This is a genomic window from Curtobacterium sp. MCBA15_016 (assembly GCF_001865105.1).
Lineage (GTDB): Bacteria > Actinomycetota > Actinomycetes > Actinomycetales > Microbacteriaceae > Curtobacterium.
This window is the reverse complement of the sequence record NZ_MJGR01000022.1, coordinates 60905-79423: the sequence shown is the minus strand read 5'-3', so window position 1 is coordinate 79423 and position 18519 is coordinate 60905. Positions and strand designations below refer to the sequence as shown.

Genomic DNA, 18519 nt, shown 5'->3' with positions numbered 1-18519 from the left:
GCCTGTCCGGCGGATGGCCGGGAGGGCGCGCCGGTCCGCCTACGATCGGAGCATGGTGCATGTCCCCCGGCGCGACGGACCGCCGAGCGTGCACCACGTCGCCGCTCGGGCGGGTGTCTCGCTCGCGACGGTCTCGAACGTGCTGAACCACCCGGAACGCGTGGCCGACGCGACCGCAGCGCGGGTCCGTGCCGCGATCACCGACCTCGGGTACACGCCGAACCGCAACGCGCGGGCACTCGCCTCGGGGACCACGCGGGCGATCGGGCTCGTCGTGATGTCCCTCCGCAACTCCCTGTTCAGCGACATGGTGAACGGTGCGCAGCTCGCCGCGCGTGAGCGTGGGCTGACCCTGCTCATCACGAGCAGCGAGGACGACCTGCAGGCGCAGGGCGAGCACCTCGCGTTCCTCGAGAGCGCACGCGTGTCGGGGATCCTGCTCGCCCCGATGACCCAGTCCCGCGAGCAGGTCGAGACCACGCGGCGGCACGGGCGACCGGTGGTCTACGTGAACTTCGAGCCGACCGAGGTCGATGCGTGCTCGGTGGTGGTGGACAACGAGCAAGCGGCCTTCCTCGCGACGGAGCACCTCATCGAACGCGGCTGCCGACGCATCGGGTTCGTCAGCGCCCGCGCGGAGCTGCAGCCCGTCGAACGTCGGCGGGCGGGGGTGCTCCGTGCGGTCGCCGCTCACCCCGAGGTCACGCTCGTCGACATCGACGCGGGAGACATCGACCCTCCCGGCGGGACCGACGCCGGTGCACGCATCGCCGCCATGCCGGTGGAGGAGCGGCCGGACGGCATCCTCGGCGTGACGGACCTGCTGGCCATGGCGGTCGTGTCCGAACTGCGCGCGGCGGGGATCCGGGTGCCGGAGGACATCCCGGTGTCGGGCTGCGACCACAACTCGGTCGCGTGGGGCGGTGCCGTGCCGCTGACGTCGGTGACGATGCACGGGTCGGAGATGGGCGCGGCGGCGGTCGAGCTCATGCTGGCCGAGCTCGACGAGGACCCCGCGGAGCACGTGCACCGGACGGTCGTGCTCGGGAGCGAGCTCGTGCCGCGCGAGAGCACCCTCGGGCGGGCGGGGGCGGCCGAGGCGGCTGCCCGGACGGCGCCGAGCGACCCGAGGCGCACCGAGGCCTGAGGGGCCGCGCGCGGCGCTCGGCGTTCCCGAGTCTCACCTCGGCGGACAGTTTCGCGGGCGCTGAGCCGCGAAGGTGTCCGCCGAGGCGAGTCTCGCGCGGAGGCCCGCGCGCGAAACCTCGCGACCGCCCGCCCGCCGCGCCCCGACCGCTCCGCCAAAGCGACAGTTCACAGGACGGCTCCGCGCTTGACCCCGCCGAAGCGACACATTCCCACGCGGGTTCGGCGGCACAGTGTCGCTTTGCCGCCAGCGCAGCCGCACCGCCCACCCAGCGCACCCCGCCCGCCGGGCCCCGACCCGCGCCTCCCGGCTCCCGCGGCCGGCGGGACCGCGCACTTGCGTAACGAATCAGGATCGGTGATTGACACGCTTCAATCCGCATGGTTCCATTCCGATTGAAACGTTCTAAACAGCACCACCGGGAACCGCATCGGCGCGGTGACCGGGTCCGTTTCACCCGGGTTCCCCCAGTCCCGGGCCTTACGAGGAGGTAAGGAATGTCAGCTCGTCCCCTGACCACCAGGTTGCTCGCCATCGGCGGCGCCGCGGTCCTCATCGGCAGCCTGGCCGCGTGCTCGTCGGGCGGCTCCGCCGACACCGGCAGCGGCGGCGGCAAGGTCACGATCACGTACCTCGCCGACAACGCCGAGGCCACCGCCGCCACCGCGAAGCCGCTCATCGCCGCGTTCGAGAAGGCGAACCCCGACATCACCGTCAAGTTCGACACGAAGCCGCAGGGCACCGACGGCGACAACCTGGTGAAGACCCGGCTGTCGACCGGCGAGATGGCCGACGTCTTCAACTACAACTCCGGCTCGCTCATGCAGGCGCTCAACCCGGACAACACGCTCGTCGACCTCTCGAAGGAGAGCTGGGCGAAGGACGTCGACCCGCAGTTCACGAAGGTCGTCAGCACCGACAAGGGCATGTACGGCGCACCGTTCGGCACCAGCTTCGGCGGCGCCGTCCTCTACAACAAGAAGGTCTACGCGGACCTCGGCCTGAGCGTCCCGACCACCTGGTCGGACTTCATCAGCAACAGCGAGAAGATCAAGGACGCCGGCATCGCGCCGATCATCCAGACCTACGGCGACACCTGGACCAGCCAGCTGTTCGTCCTCGGCGACTTCGCGAACATCACCGCGCAGCAGAAGAACTGGGCGACGCAGTACACGAAGCACAAGGAGTCCTACGCGGAGCAGCCGGCACTGGCCGGGTTCCAGCACCTCCAGGAGGGCAAGGACAAGGACCTCTACAACGAGGACTACGCGTCCGCCACGCAGGCGAACGGCCTGAAGATGCTCGCCGAGGGCAAGGGTGCCCAGTACCCGATGCTGACCAACGCGATCTCGGCGATCCAGCAGGACTCGCCCGACGCGGTGAACGACATCGGCGCCTTCGCCCTCCCGGCGGAGAACGCGGACGACACGAACCTCACCATCTGGGAGCCGAACGGCCTCTACATCCCGAAGACGACCACGGGTGACAAGCTCGCGGCCGCCAAGAAGTTCGTCGCCTTCGCGAACTCGTCCGAGGGCTGCAAGGTGCAGAACGACACCGGCACCCCCGGTGGCCCGTACGTCATCTCGACCTGCACCCTGCCCGACTCGGTCCCGCCGATGATCGGCGACCTGCAGAAGTACCTCGACGACGGCAAGGCGAGCCCGGCACTCGAGTTCCTCTCCCCGATCAAGGGCCCGAACCTCGAGAAGATCTGCGTGCAGGTCGGCTCGGGCATCACGAACGCGGCGAAGGGCGCTGACCAGTACGACGACGACGTCGTCCAGCAGGCTCAGCAGCTCGGCATCAAGGGCTGGTGATCCGGTGACCGCGACCCTCACGACGGCGGTGGCACCGCCGCAGACCACGAAGGCAGGCCCCGGGCCGGCACGGCGCCGCATGCGCTCGTTCTACCCGGCCTGGTTCTTCATCCCGGCGATCGCGCTCTACGTCGTGTTCTTCGCGGTCCCGACCTTCGCGGGGTTCTACTTCTCGCTCACCCGCTGGACGCTGTTCGACCAGACCTTCATCGGCTTCGACAACTTCGTCCGGTTCTTCCAGGACCCGCAGCTCGTCTCCGGGTTCGTGCACACGTTCGAGTACGGGTTCGTGACGAGCGCGGCGAAGGTGGTCCTCGGACTCGCCCTCGCCCTGCTCCTCACGAGCCCCGTGCTCGGGCGCGGGTACCTCCGAGCGGTGGTGTTCTTCCCCGTGCTGGTGTCGACCATCGGCATCGGCATCACGTTCAAGGCGCTGATGGACCCCTTCCACGGGATCATCAACGGCGCCCTCGGGGCGGTCGGCCTCCCCACACCGGGGTGGCTGACCGACCCGGCCCTCGCCCTCTGGAGCGTCGCCGCGGTGGACGTCTGGAAGGGCGTCGGCATCGCGACGCTCATCTTCATCGCCGGCATCGTGGCGATCCCGCAGGAGTACTTCGAGGCCGCCCGGGTCGACGGCGCCAGCGCGTGGACGATCTTCAAGAACATCACGCTGCCGCTGTCCCGCCCGGCGATGGGGACGGTCATCATCCTGTCGCTCATCGGCGGCCTGCGGTCGTTCGACCTCATCTGGGCGATGACCGGCGGCGGACCCGGCTTCACGAGCGACGTCATCGCGAGCGTGATCTACAAGCAGTACCAGGCCGGGTTCTACGGGCTGTCGACCGCCGGCAACGTCGTGTTGTTCATCGTGGTCACGGCGATCATGGTCCCGATCTCCTGGCTCATCAACCGCAAGGAGGCGGACCTGTGACCGCGATCACCACCGGCCGACGCGCCGGCGCCGCGAAGACGCCCACCCCGCGCCGGCGGAGCCCGCACACCGCACGCAAGTGGGTCATCGGCATCGTCGCGATCGTCGTCAGCTTCGTGGTCTTCCTCGTGCCGTTCGTCTTCGTCCTGCTGCAGGCCGCGAAGAGCCCGGCCGAGGCCAACCAGCTCGGCTTCAGCCTGCCGACCCAGTGGCAGCTGTGGCAGAACCTCGTGGCGGTCATGCAGACCGGCGACGGCGGGATCCTGCGCTCGTTCCTGAACAGCGCCGTGCTCACCGTGGGGAGCGTCATCATCATGGTGGTGTTCTCCGCGATGGTCGGCTACGTCCTGCAACGGCGGCCGAGCAAGTGGAACGGCCTGATCAACTTCTTCGTCCTGGCCGGCCTCATCGTCCCGCCCGCGATCGTCCCGACGATCTGGGTGCTGCAGGGGCTCAACCTGTTCAAGACCATGGGCGGGATGATCCTCATCGAGGCGACCTTCGGCCTCTCGTTCTGCATCCTGCTCTTCCGGGCGTTCGTCGCGACGATCCCCAAGGAGCTCGACGAAGCAGCCGTCCTCGACGGCGCCGGTCCGATCCGCCTGTTCTTCGGGGTCGTCCTGCCGCTGCTCAAGCCGGTCATCATCACGGTCGTGCTCGTGCAGTCCGTGACCGTGTTCAACGACTTCACGAACCCGCTGTACTTCCTGCCGGGTTCCGAGAACGCGACGGTGCAGCAGACGCTGTACACGTTCCAGAGCCAGTCGGTCAGTCAGCTGAACCTGCTGTTCACGGACGTGCTGCTCATCACGATCCCGCCGCTGATCCTCTACATCTTCTTCAACCGTCAGATCGTCGCCGGCATGACGAGCGGCGCCGTCAAGGGCTGACGCCCGATCCACGGCCTGGAGGCGCGACCCGCCTCCACCACCCCGCCCCCGCGGGCGGGTGGCCGGGCCCACGACCCCCGCACCGGTCGACGACGACCGGTCGCGTGAAAGGACACACCACATGACCGCCTGGACAGCACCGTTCATCGCGAGCGACGCCGACCTCGGGAGCGCACCGATCCTGCGCCGGGAGTTCACCCTCGACGACGGCCACGGCGCCGTGACGAGCGCGACCCTCGACGTCAGCGCCCTCGGCGTCGTCGAGGCCTGGCTCGGCGGGCAGCGCGTCTCCGACCACCTGCTCGAACCGGGGTGGACGAGCTACGAGTGGCGCGTGCGCGTCGTCTCGCACGACGTCACGGCACACCTCACCGACGCCGAGCCGGGTGGCGCCGCCGTCCTCGCGCTCGTCCTCGGCAAGGGCTGGGCCGCCGGACGCCTCGCCTGGGGCGGCGGTGGCGGCTGGTACGCCGACGAGGTCGCCGGGTTCGCCGAACTCCGCGTCACCTTCGCCGACGGCCACGAGCAGCTCGTCGCGACCGACACCGACTGGCAGGCGCTGTCGAGTGCGATCACGGCCGACCAGCTCTACGACGGTGAGGACGTCGACGCCCGCCTGCGCGACGGCTCCTTCCTCACGCCCGGTGACGTGACGGTGCCGAGTGTGGACGGACACGAGGGCCGCACGAGCACGGTGCACACGGTGGGCCTCGGGGAGCGCGAGCTCGTCGCCGACACCGTGCCGCCCGTCCGACCGCTCGCCGAGATCGCCCCGGTCGAGGTCTGGACGAGCCGCGGCGGCGCCACGCTGGTCGACTTCGGCGTGAACCTCGTCGGCTGGATCCGGGTGACGGCGTCCGGCCCGGCGGGGACGGTCCTGACCCTGCAGCACGCCGAGGTCCTCGAGCACGACGAGCTCGGCACGCGCCCCCTGCGCACCGCGAAGGCCACCGACCACTTCACCCTCAGCGGGGACGGCCAGGACGTCTTCGAGCCGCGCTTCACGTTCCACGGCTTCCGGTACGCCCAGGTCGACGGGTGGCCCGGCACGCTCGACGAGCTCCGCGCCGCCCTCACCGCGGTGCAGGTCGGGTCGGACCTCCCCCGCACCGGCACGTTCGAGTCGAGCCACGAGCTGCTGAACACCTTCCACGACAACGTGGTGCGGGGCATGCAAGGCAACTTCCTCAGCGTGCCGACCGACTGCCCGCAGCGTGACGAACGACTCGGGTGGACCGGCGACATCGCCGCGTTCGCACCGACGGCCTCGTACCTCTTCGACACGCGGGCGTTCCTCGGCGACTGGCTCCGCGACGTGTGGCTCGAGCAGCAGCACGCCGACGGCATCATCCCCTTCGTCGTGCCGGACGTGCTGAAGTACTCCCCCGCCGAGGACTTCGGCAAGCCCGACGCCACCGCAGTCTGGTCGGACGCCGGGGTGTGGGTGCCCTGGACGCTCTACCAGGCGTACGGCGACACCGCGGTGCTCGAGGAGCAGTTCCCGTCCATGGCCGCGCACCTCCGGCGGGTCCGCGACCACCTCTCCCCCGAGGACCTGTGGGACACCGTGTTCCAGTTCGGCGACTGGTTGGACCCGGACGCCCCGCCGGAGGACCCCGCGGCGGCGAAGGCCGACAAGGGCGTCGTCGCGACGATCTGCGCGTACCGGTCCGCCACCATCGCGGCGGACGCGGCCGAGCTGTTGGGCGGCCACGAGGCGGAGGCGAGCGAGTTCCGGGAACTCGCGTCGCGCCTCCAGGCCGGCTTCCGGACCCACTACCTGCAGGACGACGGTCGGATCCTGTCCGACTGCACGACCGTGTACACGCTCGCGATCGTGTTCGGGATCCTGTCCGAGGCGGAGCAGGCAACGGCCGGCGACCGTCTGGCGGAGCTCGTCGAGCAGTCCGGGTACCGGATCTCGACGGGCTTCGCCGGGACGCCGTTCATCACGGATGCGCTGACGCAGACCGGACACCTCGAGGACGCGTACCGACTGCTGCTGCAGACCGAGTGCCCGTCGTGGCTGTACCCGGTGACGATGGGCGCGACGACGGTGTGGGAGCGGTGGGACTCGATGCTGCCGGACGGCACCATCAACCCGGGCCAGATGACGTCGTTCAACCACTACGCGCTCGGTGCCGTGGCGGACTGGATGCACCGTGTGGTCGGTGGTCTCGCGCCGTTGACGCCCGGGTACGAGTCGGTGCTCGTGGCGCCGCAGCCCGGAGGCGGTCTCACGTGGGCGTCGACCTCGCTCGACACGGTGCACGGGCACGTCGCCGTGCGGTGGGAGCTCGTCGACGGGGAGCTGCTCGTGCGGGTGACCGTGCCCGAGGGCGTCACCGCGGTGGTGCGGCTGCCGGGTGCTGCGGAGCAGCGCGTGTCGGGAGGCACGCACGAGCTGCGCGCGCCGGCCGCGGTCCCCGCGGGGTAGCGGCGGCCGCGGCGCGGCGGCGGCGGCTTGCGGGGCGTCGCTCCGCCCCGTGTCGAACCACGTTCCCGACGTCGAACCAGCCTCACCGCCCGGTTCGATGTCGGAAACGTGGTTCGTCGCCCACACCGGCTCGCGCCCACCCCGGCTTGCGCGAACCCCGCGCACCACGTACCGTATGAAACGATTCAATCGACACGAGGAAGTGACACGATGACATCAGCGAGCTTCAGCTCCGTCGCCGACCAGCTGGCCCGGCAGGCGATCGAGCTCCCGAGCTGGGCGTTCGGCAACTCCGGCACCCGCTTCAAGGTGTTCGGGACCCCCGGCACCCCGCGCGACCCCTACGAGAAGATCGCCGACGCCGCCCAGGTGCACCGGTACACCGGGCTCGCACCGACCGTCGCGCTCCACATCCCGTGGGACCTCGTCGACGACTTCGCCGACCTGAAGCGCCACGCGGAGGAGCACGGCGTCTCCCTCGGCACCGTCAACTCGAACACCTTCCAGGACGACGACTACAAGTTCGGCGCCCTGACCCACGTCGACGAGACGATCCGGCAGAAGGCGATCGACCACCACCTGCGCTGCATCGACGTGATGGACGCCACGGGTTCCCGCGACCTGAAGATCTGGCTCGCGGAGGGCTCCAACTACCCCGGCCAGGAGGACATGCGCTCCCGCCAGGACCGCCTCCACGACTCGCTGACCACGATCTACGACCGACTCGGCCCGGACCAGCGCCTGGTGCTCGAGTACAAGTTCTTCGAGCCGTCGTTCTACCACACGGACGTCCCGGACTGGGGCACGAGCTACGTGCAGACGGCGGCGCTCGGTGACAAGGCGATGGTCTGCCTCGACACCGGCCACCACGCCCCCGGCACGAACATCGAGTTCATCGTCATGCAGCTCCTGCGCCTCGGCAAGCTCGGCAGCTTCGACTTCAACTCGCGCTTCTACGCCGACGACGACCTGATCGTGGGCGCCGCCGACCCGTTCCAGCTGTTCCGCATCCTCGTCGAGGTCATCCGCGGCGGCGGCTACGACAACCCCGACGTCGCGTTCATGCTCGACCAGTGCCACAACATCGAGGACAAGATCCCCGGGCAGATCCGCTCGGTGCTCAACGTCCAGGAGATGACGGCCCGAGCACTGCTCCTCGACCGCGTCGCACTGACCGCCGCACAGGAGGCGCACGACGTCCTCGGCGCGAACGAGATCTTCATGGACGCGTACCAGACCGACGTCCGCGCCGACCTCGCCGCGTGGCGCGAGTCCCGCGGGCTCCCCGCGAACCCTATGCGCGCCTACCTCGACTCCGGTTACCAGCGGCAGATCGCCGAGGACCGGGTCGGCGGCGTCCAGGCCGGCTGGGGCGCGTAGACATCATGACAAGCACAGGACTGGAGGCCCGGGTGGACCCCGCAACGCACGGCACCGACGCAGACACGACGATCAGTGCGCTCGTCGCACGTTCGAACGCGCTCGGCTCGGATCCGCGGATCACGAACTACGCGGGCGGCAACACCTCCGCCAAGGGCACCGACACCGACCCGGTCACGGGCGAACCGGTGGAGCTGCTCTGGGTGAAGGGCTCCGGGGGCGACCTCGGCACCCTCACCCCGGCGGGCCTCGCAGTCCTGCGCGTCGACCGGGTCCGCACACTGCAGGACGTCTACCCCGGCGTGGAGCGCGAGGACGAGATGGTCGCCGCGTTCGACCACACCCTGTTCGGTCGCGGTGGGGCAGCACCCTCCATCGACACCGCGATGCACGCCCTCGTCGACGCCGCGCACGTCGACCACCTGCACCCGGACGCCGGCATCGCCATCGCGACCGCAGCCGACGGCCCGGCCCTGACCGAGCAGGTCTTCGGCGACAAGGTGGTCTGGGTGCCGTGGCGCCGACCGGGGTTCCAGCTCGGGCTCGACATCGCGGCGGTCAAGCGGGACCACCCCGCGGCGATCGGCACGATCCTCGGCGGCCACGGCATCACCGCCTGGGGCGACACGAGCGATGAGGCCGAGGCGAACTCCCGCTGGATCATCGACACGGCAGAGGCCTTCATCGCCGAACACGGGAAGGACCAGCCGTTCGGCCCCGTCCGCCCCGGCTTCGAGGCGCTCCCGACGGACGAACGCCGCGCGCGCGCCGCCGCCCTCGCCCCGACGATCCGGGGCATCGCCGGCCACGACAAGCCCGTCGTCGGCAGCTTCACCGACAGCCCGGTGGTGCTCGACTTCCTCGCATCGTCACGGGCCGAGGAGCTCGCGACCCTCGGGACCAGCTGCCCGGACCACTTCCTCCGCACCAAGGTGAAGCCGCTCATCCTCGACCTGCCCGCCACGGCGACGGTCGAGGAGCAGACTGCCCGCCTGCACGAGCTCCACGAGCAGTACCGCGTCGACTACCAGGCCTACTACGACCGGCACGCCGACGAGACGAGCCCGGCGATCCGCGGCGCCGATCCGCTCATCGTGCTCGTCCCGGGCATCGGCATGTTCTCCTACGGCAAGGACGCCCAGACCGCCCGCGTCGCCGGCGAGTTCTACGTGAACGCCATCAACGTCATGCGCGGCGCGGAGTCTCTCAGCACCTACGCCCCCATCGACGAGGCCGAGAAGTTCCGCATCGAGTACTGGGCCCTCGAGGAGGCGAAGCTCCAGCGGATGCCCGCACCGAAGAAGCTCGCCACGCGCATCGCCCTCGTCACCGGAGCCGCGAGCGGCATCGGCAAGGCCATCGCGAAGCGCCTGGCGGCCGAGGGTGCCGCGGTCGTCATCGCGGACCTCGACCTCGCCAAGGCGCAGGAGGCCGCGGCCGAGATCGGGAACACCGACACGGCGATCGGCGTCGCCGCGAACGTGACGGACGCCGGCGCGATCGACCACGCGGTCCAGCAGACGCTCCTGCACTTCGGCGGCCTCGACCTCGTCGTGAACAACGCCGGGCTGAGCCTCAGCAAGAGCCTGCTCGAGACCACCGAGCAGGACTGGGACCTGCAGCACGACGTCATGGCGAAGGGCTCGTTCCTGGTGTCGAAGGCGGCCGCGAAGGTCCTCATCGAGCAGGGCCTCGGCGGCGACATCGTGTACATCTCGTCGAAGAACTCGGTGTTCGCCGGCCCGAACAACATCGCCTACTCGGCGACCAAGGCCGACCAGGCGCACCAGGTCCGGCTGCTAGCGGCCGAACTCGGTGAGCACGGGGTGCGCGTCAACGGCATCAACCCCGACGGGGTCGTCCGTGGCTCGGGCATCTTCGCGTCCGGCTGGGGTGCGAACCGGGCGAAGACGTACGGCATCGAGGAGCAGGACCTCGGCAAGTTCTACGCCCAGCGCACGATCCTCAAGCGCGAGGTCGTGCCGGAGAACGTCGCCAACGCCGTCTACGCCATCTGCACCGACGACTTCTCGCACACGACCGGCCTGCACGTCCCCGTCGACGCCGGTGTGGCCGCCGCGTTCCTGCGCTGATGTCCAGGACAGGGGCAGCAGCGTGACGAACAGCGGCAGCGTCGCCGCGGTCGACCTCGGCGCCACGAGCGGGCGGGTGATCGTCGGCCACGTCGACACCGACGGCGTCCGGATGGAGCACGTCGCCCGGTTCCCGAACGGTCCGGTCGCGCTCCACGAGGGCGACCGCGACGCCCTGCACTGGGACGTCGTCGAGCTGTACCGGCAGGTCACCGTGGGCCTCGGCGACGCCTTCGCCCGGAACCCGGACATCGCCAGCATCGGCATCGACTCGTGGGCGGTCGACTACGGGCTGCTCCGCGGCGGGCGGCTGCTCGGGCTGCCGTCCCACTACCGCGACGCACGACACGAAGGCGGCGTCGCGACCGTGCACGAGCGACTCTCCGCCGCCGAGCTGTACGCCCGGAACGGCCTGCAGCACCTGCCGTTCAACACCCTGTTCCAGTTCGCCGCCGACCCGTCCCTGCAGCTCGCGCAACGGGCGCTGCTCGTGCCCGACCTGCTCGGCTACTGGCTGACCGGCGTCGAGGCGGCCGAGCGCACGAACGCCTCGACGACCGGGGTCCTGAACGCGACCACCCGCGGGTGGGACCCGGCGTTGCGGGCTGCTGCGCGCCTCCCGAGCGGACTCCTGCCCACCCTGCGCGACCCGGGCGACCGACTCGGTCCCCTGCTGCCCGCCGTCGCCGAGGCGGTCGGCGGCACTGCGCCGGTCACGCTCGTCGGCTCCCACGACACGGCCTCGGCCGTGGTGGCGGTACCGGCCACCGACCCGGACTTCGCGTACATCTCGTCCGGCACCTGGTCGCTCGTCGGCGTCGAGCTCGACGCACCCGTCCTGTCGGACGCGGCTCGCGAGGCCAACTGCACCAACGAAGGCGGCGTCGACGGACGCGTCCGGTTCCTGAAGAACGTGTCCGGGCTGTGGCTGCTCTCCGAGAGCGTGCGCACCTGGGAGCGTGGTGGCGAGCGCGTCGACCTGGAGGCGCTGCTCGCCTCCGCAGCGGACGTCACTGCCCCGGTCCCCGTCTTCGACGTCGCGGACGACACGTTCACCGCGCCGGGTGACATGCCGGCACGGATCGCCACCTGGTGCGGTGCACACGGACTCGCCGCCCCGGCATCGCGGGCCGAGACCGTGCGGTCGATCCTCGAGTCGCTCGCCTCGGCGTACGCCTCGACCCTCGAGACGATCATCGCCGTCACGGGCCGAGACGTCCGACAGGTGCACGTCGTCGGCGGAGGATCGCAGAACCGGCTCCTCTGCCAGCTCACCGCCGACCGCACCGGGCTCCCCGTGCTCGCCGGGCCGGTCGAGGCGACCGCGCTCGGCAACGTCCTCGTGCAGGCGCGGGCCGTCGGGCTCGGCGGCCTCGGTGGCGCCTCACTCGAGGCCCTGCGCTCGATGATCGCCCGTTCCGTCGAACCCGTGCGCTACACCCCGCGAGCCGATCACTCCACCCACCGATCCACCCCGAGACGTAGGATGTCTGTATGACCTCGACCGACGACCAGCACCGCGTCGACCCCGCGACGGGCGCTCCGGCAGCGACCCCCGGGGCGCCGTCGGCCCGGCGCACACCGATCAGGCGGCAGCTGCCGACCGTGCGTGACCTCGCGCCGCTCATGCAGTTCAAGAAGCCGTCGCTGCCGGGTCGGCGACAGCGTCTCGAGTCGGCGCTGACGATCTGGGACCTGCGCGACATCGCCGCCCGTCGCACGCCGAAGGCCGCGTTCGACTACACCGAGGGCGCCGCCGAGGCCGAGATCTCCCTCGCCCGTGCCCGCCAGGCGTTCGAGGACATCGAGTTCACGCCCGCGATCCTGCGCGACGTCTCGAAGGTCGACACGTCGCGCGACGTGCTCGGTGCGCCCGTCGCATACCCGTTCGGGATCGCCCCGACCGGCTTCACGCGCATGATGCAGACCGAGGGCGAGCGCGCCGGAGCCCGGGCAGCAGGCCGCGCCGGCATCCCGTTCTCGCTCTCCACGATGGGGACCACCGCGATCGAGGACGTCCGCGACGCCAACCCTTCGGGCCGCAACTGGTTCCAGCTCTACATGTGGAAGGACCGCGAGAAGTCGATGGCGCTCGTCTCCCGCGCCGAGAAGGCCGGGTTCGACACGCTGCTCGTCACCGTGGACGTGCCCGTCGCCGGCGCCCGGCTGCGGGACAAGCGGAACGGGTTCTCCATCCCGCCGCAGCTGAGCGCCCGCACCGTGCTGAACGCGATCCCGCGGCCCTGGTGGTGGTTCGACTTCCTCACCACCGAGCCGTTGGCGTTCGCGTCGCTCGACCGCTGGTCCGGCACCGTCGGCGAGCTCCTCGACCACATGTTCGACCCGACCGTCACCTACGAGGACCTCGAGTGGATCCGGTCGCAGTGGAAGGGCAAGGTAGTCGTCAAGGGCGTGCAGTCACTGGCGGACGCGAAGCGCCTCGCTGACATGGGCGTCGACGGGATCACGCTGTCGAACCACGGCGGCCGGCAGCTCGACCGCGCTCCCGTCCCGTTCCACCTGCTCCCCTCCGTCGTCCGCGAGATCGGCAAGGACACCGAGGTGCACCTCGACACGGGGATCATGTCCGGCGCCGACATCGTCGCCGCGGTGGCCCTCGGTGCGAAGTTCACGATGGTCGGTCGGGCGTACCTGTACGGCCTGATGGCGGGTGGCGAGGCCGGGGTCGACCGGATGATCCAGATCCTGTCCGAGCAGATCGAGCGGACGATGCGGCTGCTCGGGGTGGCATCGCTCAACGAGCTCGAGCCGGGGCACGTGACGCAGTTGCAGCGGTTGACGCCGGTCGCGCGGGGCTGACCGGCGCGCGTGGCCGACGTGGCCGACGCGGATGTCGAACCACGAATCCGACGTCGAACCAGGCAGCGCCGCTGGTTCGATGTCGGATTCGTGGTTCGGCGCGGACGAGGCGGCGGCGCGGGTCAGCGGGGGTCGGGCGAGCGGCGGCGCACGACGAGGGTGCCGATGCCCTGGACGACGAAGTACGCGCCACCGCCGACCAGGACGATCGTCCGGATCACGGTGAGGACCGACATGCTCCCGAGCCCGAGCGTGCCGACGGCGAGCGCGATGAAGATCCCGCCCATCACGATCAGGACGACCGGGTTCGGGGCGACGAAGAAGCGTCGGCCGCCGTTCGCGTCGGCGATCGCACGGTCGCGCGCACGGGCGACGGCGCCGGTCGCACGGCCTTCGCTTCGGTCGCGGCGACGTTGTCGAGCGCGCAGCAGCAGCCACGTCGTCACACCGACGGCGATGGCCCCCGCCCACACGACCCATTCGGGCGCTTGGAAGAAGCCGAGCACCCAGGACGTGACGAGGCCGACACCCGCGCCGACCGCCGCCGCAGTCGTGACCCGATCGGTCCGGCCGTCGATGGCGGTGACGTAGCCCGGGCGTCGGGCGTACGGGTCGTGCTCCGGCTCGGTCTGGTCAGCTGGTCGTTCGTTCCCCACGCTCCGACCGTACCGAGATCGTGACCCGATGGACCGCTCGGAGGTGGGGCGGTGACCATCACGCCCGCGTCGACCGGCGACCCGGTGCTGCTCGGGCGGCCGACCCCGCAGGGCGAGCAGTTCACGGTCGCCGGGCGCTTCGACCTGCCCGACGACCTGCCGGTGGGCGACGCCGTCCTCGACGTGAGCAGCCACGACGGCGAAGGGTCCGGCGCGAGCCTGCCGGTGACGATCAGCGCGGACGGCGCCAGGTGACCGAGGAGCGCCGGTGGACGTGCGTGTCGTGGTTCCAGTGCCCGGTCACCTCCGTCTCACCGCCATGTCTGCCGGACCAGCACCTCGAGCAGCCCGTCCGTGGGCGTGTTGGTCTGCGTGACCAAGATCCACGTGTCCCCCCGGACGAAGAACGTGTGGGTGGTCTCCAGCGGGTCGCCGTAGTAGTCCGACGACTCGCTGTGCTGACAAGCCCGCCCACCGAGCCGATCGGTGCACGACCAACCCGCCTGCTCGTGTGCGCTGAGTCGCTCGTCGAGGGTCCCTTCCGCGGTCGACCCCATCGCGAGGAAGAGGTTGTCCGATTCTTCCGGGCTCCCGGTCTGGGACCACCGGCAGACGAGGGCCGCGTCGGCGACGAACGGCTCGTCCGGGTCGACCCAGTAGTCCGATCCGACTCCGCCGGGTGCGACGGGTCGGATCTGCTCGACCTTCCGCTGGCCGAACAGCCGCGCGGAATCGGCTGACGGCACTGCCGCCGAGCACGAGTCCGGGATCGATGCCGCGACACCACCGGACGTCGGCGAGGACGGCCGGGTGGTCGGGCGGATGGGAGCCGACGAGGCAGTCCGGTCCGGCCGGGGCACGGCCGCGGGACTCGAGGCGCTCGGAGCCGGCGGCGCGGCGATCGGACTCGGGATCATCCCGAGCGCGACCGCTCCACTCGCGGTGCCGACACCGAGCAGCGCCACGATCGCGACGGCGATCCCGACACGCTTGCGGACGGAGACCCGACGGGGTTCGGCGTCGAGGTGTGCGACGAAGCGCTGGCGCATGCCGACGATCATCTGCTGCAGGTCGTCTCCGACGGGAGGTTCAGAGCTCATCGTGCGTCACCGCCTTCTTGATCCGGGCCCGCGATCGCGCGACCCGCTGTCTGACCGCTCCGACGCTCAACCCGAGCGCAGTCGCGGCTTCGGCGTACGAACGGCCGTCGATGAGGCACAGCTCGCACACCTGTCGGTCGATCGGCGAGAGCGCGTCGATCTCGGCTCTGACCCAGCGCAGCCGGTCGCGGGCGTCGTCGTCCTCGACCGGTGCCGGCAGGTCGTCCGGCAGTTCGTCGCCCTGGTGCCGCTGGCGCGTGCGCCGGAGGTTCGCCGCGTGGTTGCGGCTGACCACCAGCAGCCACGGCAGGATCGACTCGTCGGGGAGCTCGATGGAAGCCGCCCGTCGCCAGAGCGTCACGAACGTGTCCTGGACGACCTCCTCGACGTCCTGGCGCGACGGGACGAGCGCCCAGGCGTACCGGGTCACCGTCGCCACGTAGCGGTCGAAGAGCGCGACGCCCGCTGCCCGGTCGCCGTTCCCCGCCGCCCGGACCAGTGCTGTGTCCGGTTCTCGTGATCGGTCCATGACCACCCCCTTCACCCCAGCAGTGTCCGGACCGGTCCGATCGTCACAGCGCGGGGACAGCCGGGCGTGTCGTCAGGGCGAAGGACAACGGCGCCGCCCGGACCGCGTCGACCGCGTGCGCGACCGCACCGAGCACGACGACGTCGGCGCCCAGCGTCGACGCGACGATCTCGGGGACCGGGTCGAACCCCGCGCCGTCGAGCCAGGCCCGGGCCCGGTCGATCACGGCACCGGCGGGCTCGGCGATGGCCCCCGCGACGACCACGCGGTCGATGTCGAGCAGGCTGACGAGCAGGACGCAGACGCGGGCCAACCGGTCCCCCAGGCGGTCGACGATGCCGAGGGCGACCGGGTCCCCGTCGTGCGCCGCGCGGAACAGGACGGAGGCGTCGGCGTCCGCGGCGAGGGGGCTGTCCGGCGGGACGTCGCCCGCGGCGAGCGCCTCGGCGACGAGTCGGCGGGCGGTGGCACCGATGCCGTCGGACGACCCGACGCCCTCGACGAGGTCGAGCACGCGCATCTCCCCCGCGCCGCCGTGGGCGCCCCGGAGCAGGGCCCCGTCGACGACGAGCCCGCTGCCGAACCGCTCGCCGGAGAGCAGGGCTGCGAACGAGGCGTCGCCCGAGGAGGGCCGTTCGGCGAGCGCGGCGAGGTTGGCGTCGTTCTCGACCACGACCCGGTGCCCCGGGACGGCGTCGGCGAAGCCCGGGTTCATCCGGTCCCAGAACCCGCCGTCGCCGGGTGACGCACCGCCGGCGTCCACGGGGGCGGGGATGCCGACGACGGAGACGAGCACCCGCAGCGGGTCGACCCCGGCGTCCAGCAGTGCGGCGGCGACGGTCTCGCCGACGACCCCGAGCCGGACCGGGACGTCGAGACCGGAGTCGCCGAGGGCCCCCTCGGCACGGCCGAGCACGGTGCCGCGCAGATCGGCGACGAGCACGGTCACCCGGTGCTGCCCGGCGTCGATGCCGACGACCACGCCGCCGGCGGTGTCGAGCTCGTACCGGCGCGCCGGTCGGCCGATCCGGTACTCCCCCGCGGCCCGGGCGTCGTCGAGTTCGCGGACCCAACCGAGGCGGACGAGCTCCTCGCACGCGGCCAGGACGGTGGAACGGGTCAGGCCGGTCGTGTCGATCGCCTCGGTCGCGGTGAACGCGCGCACGGAGAAGGCGTACGCGAGCAGCGTCTCTGCGCTCGTTCCACGGGGCGGCGGCATGCCCGCACACTACCGCGGAAACAGTTCCTTGCAGAATTAGATTTTGTCGCTAGATTTAGTTCTGCGGGCGGCAGTGGAGCCGGACCGCGAACCGGAACGGCAGGGACGCCGGGTCCGGACGGACGGAGACGACGTGCAGACACACGCCACCACCAGGAACGCCGCCGCGCTCAGCCGCCGCGGGTTCCTGCTCGGGGCGGGCGGCATCGGAGCGGGCCTGGCCCTCGCCGGGTGCGCCCCGCTCGGTTCCTCGAGCAGCCGCCCCGAGACGATCACGTTCTACGTGTCGAAGCCCGAGGTCATCGGCTACTTCGACGAGGTCATCGCGAAGTTCCACGACAGCCAGTCGAGGATCCGCGTCATCCGCGACTCGACGTCGAACATGTCCGCCAACTTCGTCCGGAACCGACCGCCGGACCTCGGCTGCCTGAACTACAACTACGCGATGGTCTCGTTCGTCGAGCACGGTGCCCTCTCCGACCTGTCGGACCTGCCGGAGAGGGACACGATCAACCCCGACCTGTGGCCGCTCATGAAGCAGACCGCGGACTACCCGGGTCGGACGAGCGTGCTGCCGTACTCGGTGACCGCAGCGTCGGTGATCTACAACAAGCAGATCTTCGCCGACCAGGGCATCGACGTGCCCACCACGTGGAGCGAGTTCAGAGACGTCTGCGAACGACTCACCAAGGCCGGCATCACGCCCATGTACGGCACCTACAAGGACAACTGGACGATCGCCCAGGGCATGTTCGACTACTCGGTGGGCGGGATGCTCGACCTGCAGCAGACCTTCGCGGCACTCGACCGCGAGGGCACGAAGGTGGGCACGAGCTCGAGCGTCTCGTTCGAGAAGGACTTCGCCGCCCCCGTCGACCGCATGGTGGACCTCCTGCAGTGGCACCAGAAGGGCGCGGCGAGCCGCGGGTACGGCGACGGCAACCTCGCGTTCGCGCAGGGGAAGGCCGCGATGTACCTGCAGGGGCCGTGGGCGCTCGGTGAGATCGCGAAGTCGAACAAGGACATCGACCTCGGCACGTTCCCGTTCCCGGCGACCGACGACGCCGCCGACAACAAGGTGCGCGTGAACGTCGACCTCGGCCTCTGGATCCCGGAGGCGTCCCGCAAGAAGGAGGCGGCGCGCGAGTTCCTGTCGTTCCTGATGAGCCCCGCCGTGAACGACAAGTACAACGCCGACAACAACGGTTTCGGCGTCCGGAAGGACTCGCCGCCCGCATCGAACCCCGCGCTCCGCGGCATGCAGGACTCGTACGACCAGGCGAAGTTCTCCCTGGGCGCCTCGCAGCTCATCCCCGCCGAGATCCCGGTGGCGAACTACCTGCAGTCCATCGCCTTCGGCGGTGCCCCCGCTCCCCAACTCCGCACCCTCGACGGCGACTGGGCGCGTCTCGCGCTCCGTACGGCCGCGTAAGGAGACGACCTTGGCCACCACGACCACAGAATCCGTCACGACGGCGGGCAGCCGCCGACGGG

Annotated in this window: 15 protein-coding genes; 11 read left to right on the top strand and 4 right to left on the bottom strand. The window is 70.7% G+C overall.

Annotated features, from left to right (window positions below; genetic code table 11):
* The first annotated feature begins 52 nt into the window (after window positions 1–52).
* The 9 genes from BIV03_RS10245 (at window position 53) to BIV03_RS10205 (ending at window position 13521) form a co-directional block, all read left to right on the top strand.
* On the top strand, window positions 53–1147 hold the full coding sequence (locus BIV03_RS10245; protein WP_071295612.1) for a LacI family DNA-binding transcriptional regulator: 1095 nt from the start codon (window positions 53–55) through the stop codon (window positions 1145–1147).
* 497 nt (window positions 1148–1644) lie between these two features.
* Window positions 1645–2967, top strand: a complete 1323-nt coding sequence (locus BIV03_RS10240; protein WP_071295611.1) for an ABC transporter substrate-binding protein — start codon at window positions 1645–1647, stop codon at window positions 2965–2967.
* Between the two features lie 79 nt (window positions 2968–3046).
* Entirely contained in the window at window positions 3047–3901 is an 855-nt protein-coding gene (locus BIV03_RS10235) for a carbohydrate ABC transporter permease (RefSeq protein ID WP_083295454.1), read from the top strand.
* A gap of 86 nt (window positions 3902–3987) precedes the next feature.
* Window positions 3988–4791 (top strand): carbohydrate ABC transporter permease, encoded by an 804-nt coding sequence (locus tag BIV03_RS10230; protein WP_071295632.1) that lies wholly within the window; start codon window positions 3988–3990, stop codon window positions 4789–4791.
* Between the two features lie 121 nt (window positions 4792–4912).
* On the top strand, window positions 4913–7228 hold the full coding sequence (locus BIV03_RS10225; protein WP_071295610.1) for a family 78 glycoside hydrolase catalytic domain: 2316 nt from the start codon (window positions 4913–4915) through the stop codon (window positions 7226–7228).
* A gap of 210 nt (window positions 7229–7438) precedes the next feature.
* Window positions 7439–8608 carry an L-rhamnose isomerase gene (gene rhaI, locus BIV03_RS10220; RefSeq protein WP_071295609.1) on the top strand — a complete coding sequence of 390 codons (1170 nt, stop codon included), beginning with the start codon at window positions 7439–7441 and terminating at the stop codon, window positions 8606–8608.
* 5 nt (window positions 8609–8613) lie between these two features.
* A complete protein-coding gene (locus tag BIV03_RS10215; RefSeq protein WP_083403347.1) occupies window positions 8614–10701 on the top strand; it encodes a bifunctional rhamnulose-1-phosphate aldolase/short-chain dehydrogenase in 2088 nt (695 codons plus the stop codon).
* A gap of 22 nt (window positions 10702–10723) precedes the next feature.
* Window positions 10724–12199 (top strand): rhamnulokinase family protein, encoded by a 1476-nt coding sequence (locus BIV03_RS10210; protein ID WP_071295607.1) that lies wholly within the window; start codon window positions 10724–10726, stop codon window positions 12197–12199.
* Between the two features lie 128 nt (window positions 12200–12327).
* Window positions 12328–13521: an alpha-hydroxy acid oxidase gene (locus tag BIV03_RS10205; protein ID WP_071295631.1), complete on the top strand. Its 1194-nt coding sequence runs from the start codon at window positions 12328–12330 to the stop codon at window positions 13519–13521.
* 122 nt (window positions 13522–13643) lie between these two features.
* Here BIV03_RS10205 and BIV03_RS10200 read toward each other — a convergent pair whose 3' ends face one another.
* Window positions 13644–14177, bottom strand: coding sequence for a hypothetical protein (locus BIV03_RS10200; protein WP_071295606.1), 534 nt, complete (start codon window positions 14175–14177; stop codon window positions 13644–13646).
* Between the two features lie 51 nt (window positions 14178–14228).
* Between BIV03_RS10200 and BIV03_RS10195 the strand changes: the two genes are divergently transcribed.
* A complete protein-coding gene (locus tag BIV03_RS10195; RefSeq protein WP_071295605.1) occupies window positions 14229–14432 on the top strand; it encodes a hypothetical protein in 204 nt (67 codons plus the stop codon).
* A 56-nt stretch (window positions 14433–14488) separates the two neighbouring features.
* Here the strand turns inward: BIV03_RS10195 and BIV03_RS10190 are convergent, their stop codons facing one another.
* Genes BIV03_RS10190 through BIV03_RS10180 form a run of 3 tightly spaced genes read right to left on the bottom strand, consistent with a single transcriptional unit; the run spans window position 14489 to window position 17025 of the window.
* Window positions 14489–15277 (bottom strand): hypothetical protein, encoded by a 789-nt coding sequence (locus BIV03_RS10190; protein WP_139201930.1) that lies wholly within the window; start codon window positions 15275–15277, stop codon window positions 14489–14491.
* On the bottom strand, window positions 15267–15806 hold the full coding sequence (locus tag BIV03_RS10185) for an RNA polymerase sigma factor (RefSeq protein WP_071295630.1): 540 nt from the start codon (window positions 15804–15806) through the stop codon (window positions 15267–15269). The genes BIV03_RS10190 and BIV03_RS10185 overlap by 11 nt, the downstream gene beginning before the upstream one ends.
* 43 nt (window positions 15807–15849) lie before the next feature.
* Entirely contained in the window at window positions 15850–17025 is a 1176-nt protein-coding gene (locus BIV03_RS10180) for an ROK family protein (protein WP_071295603.1), read from the bottom strand.
* 133 nt (window positions 17026–17158) lie between these two features.
* On the opposite strand from BIV03_RS10180, the gene BIV03_RS10175 reads away from it, so the two are divergent.
* Complete coding sequence (locus BIV03_RS10175; protein WP_070419450.1) at window positions 17159–18457, top strand: ABC transporter substrate-binding protein; 1299 nt, start codon at window positions 17159–17161, stop codon at window positions 18455–18457.
* Window positions 18458–18519 lie beyond the last annotated feature (62 nt).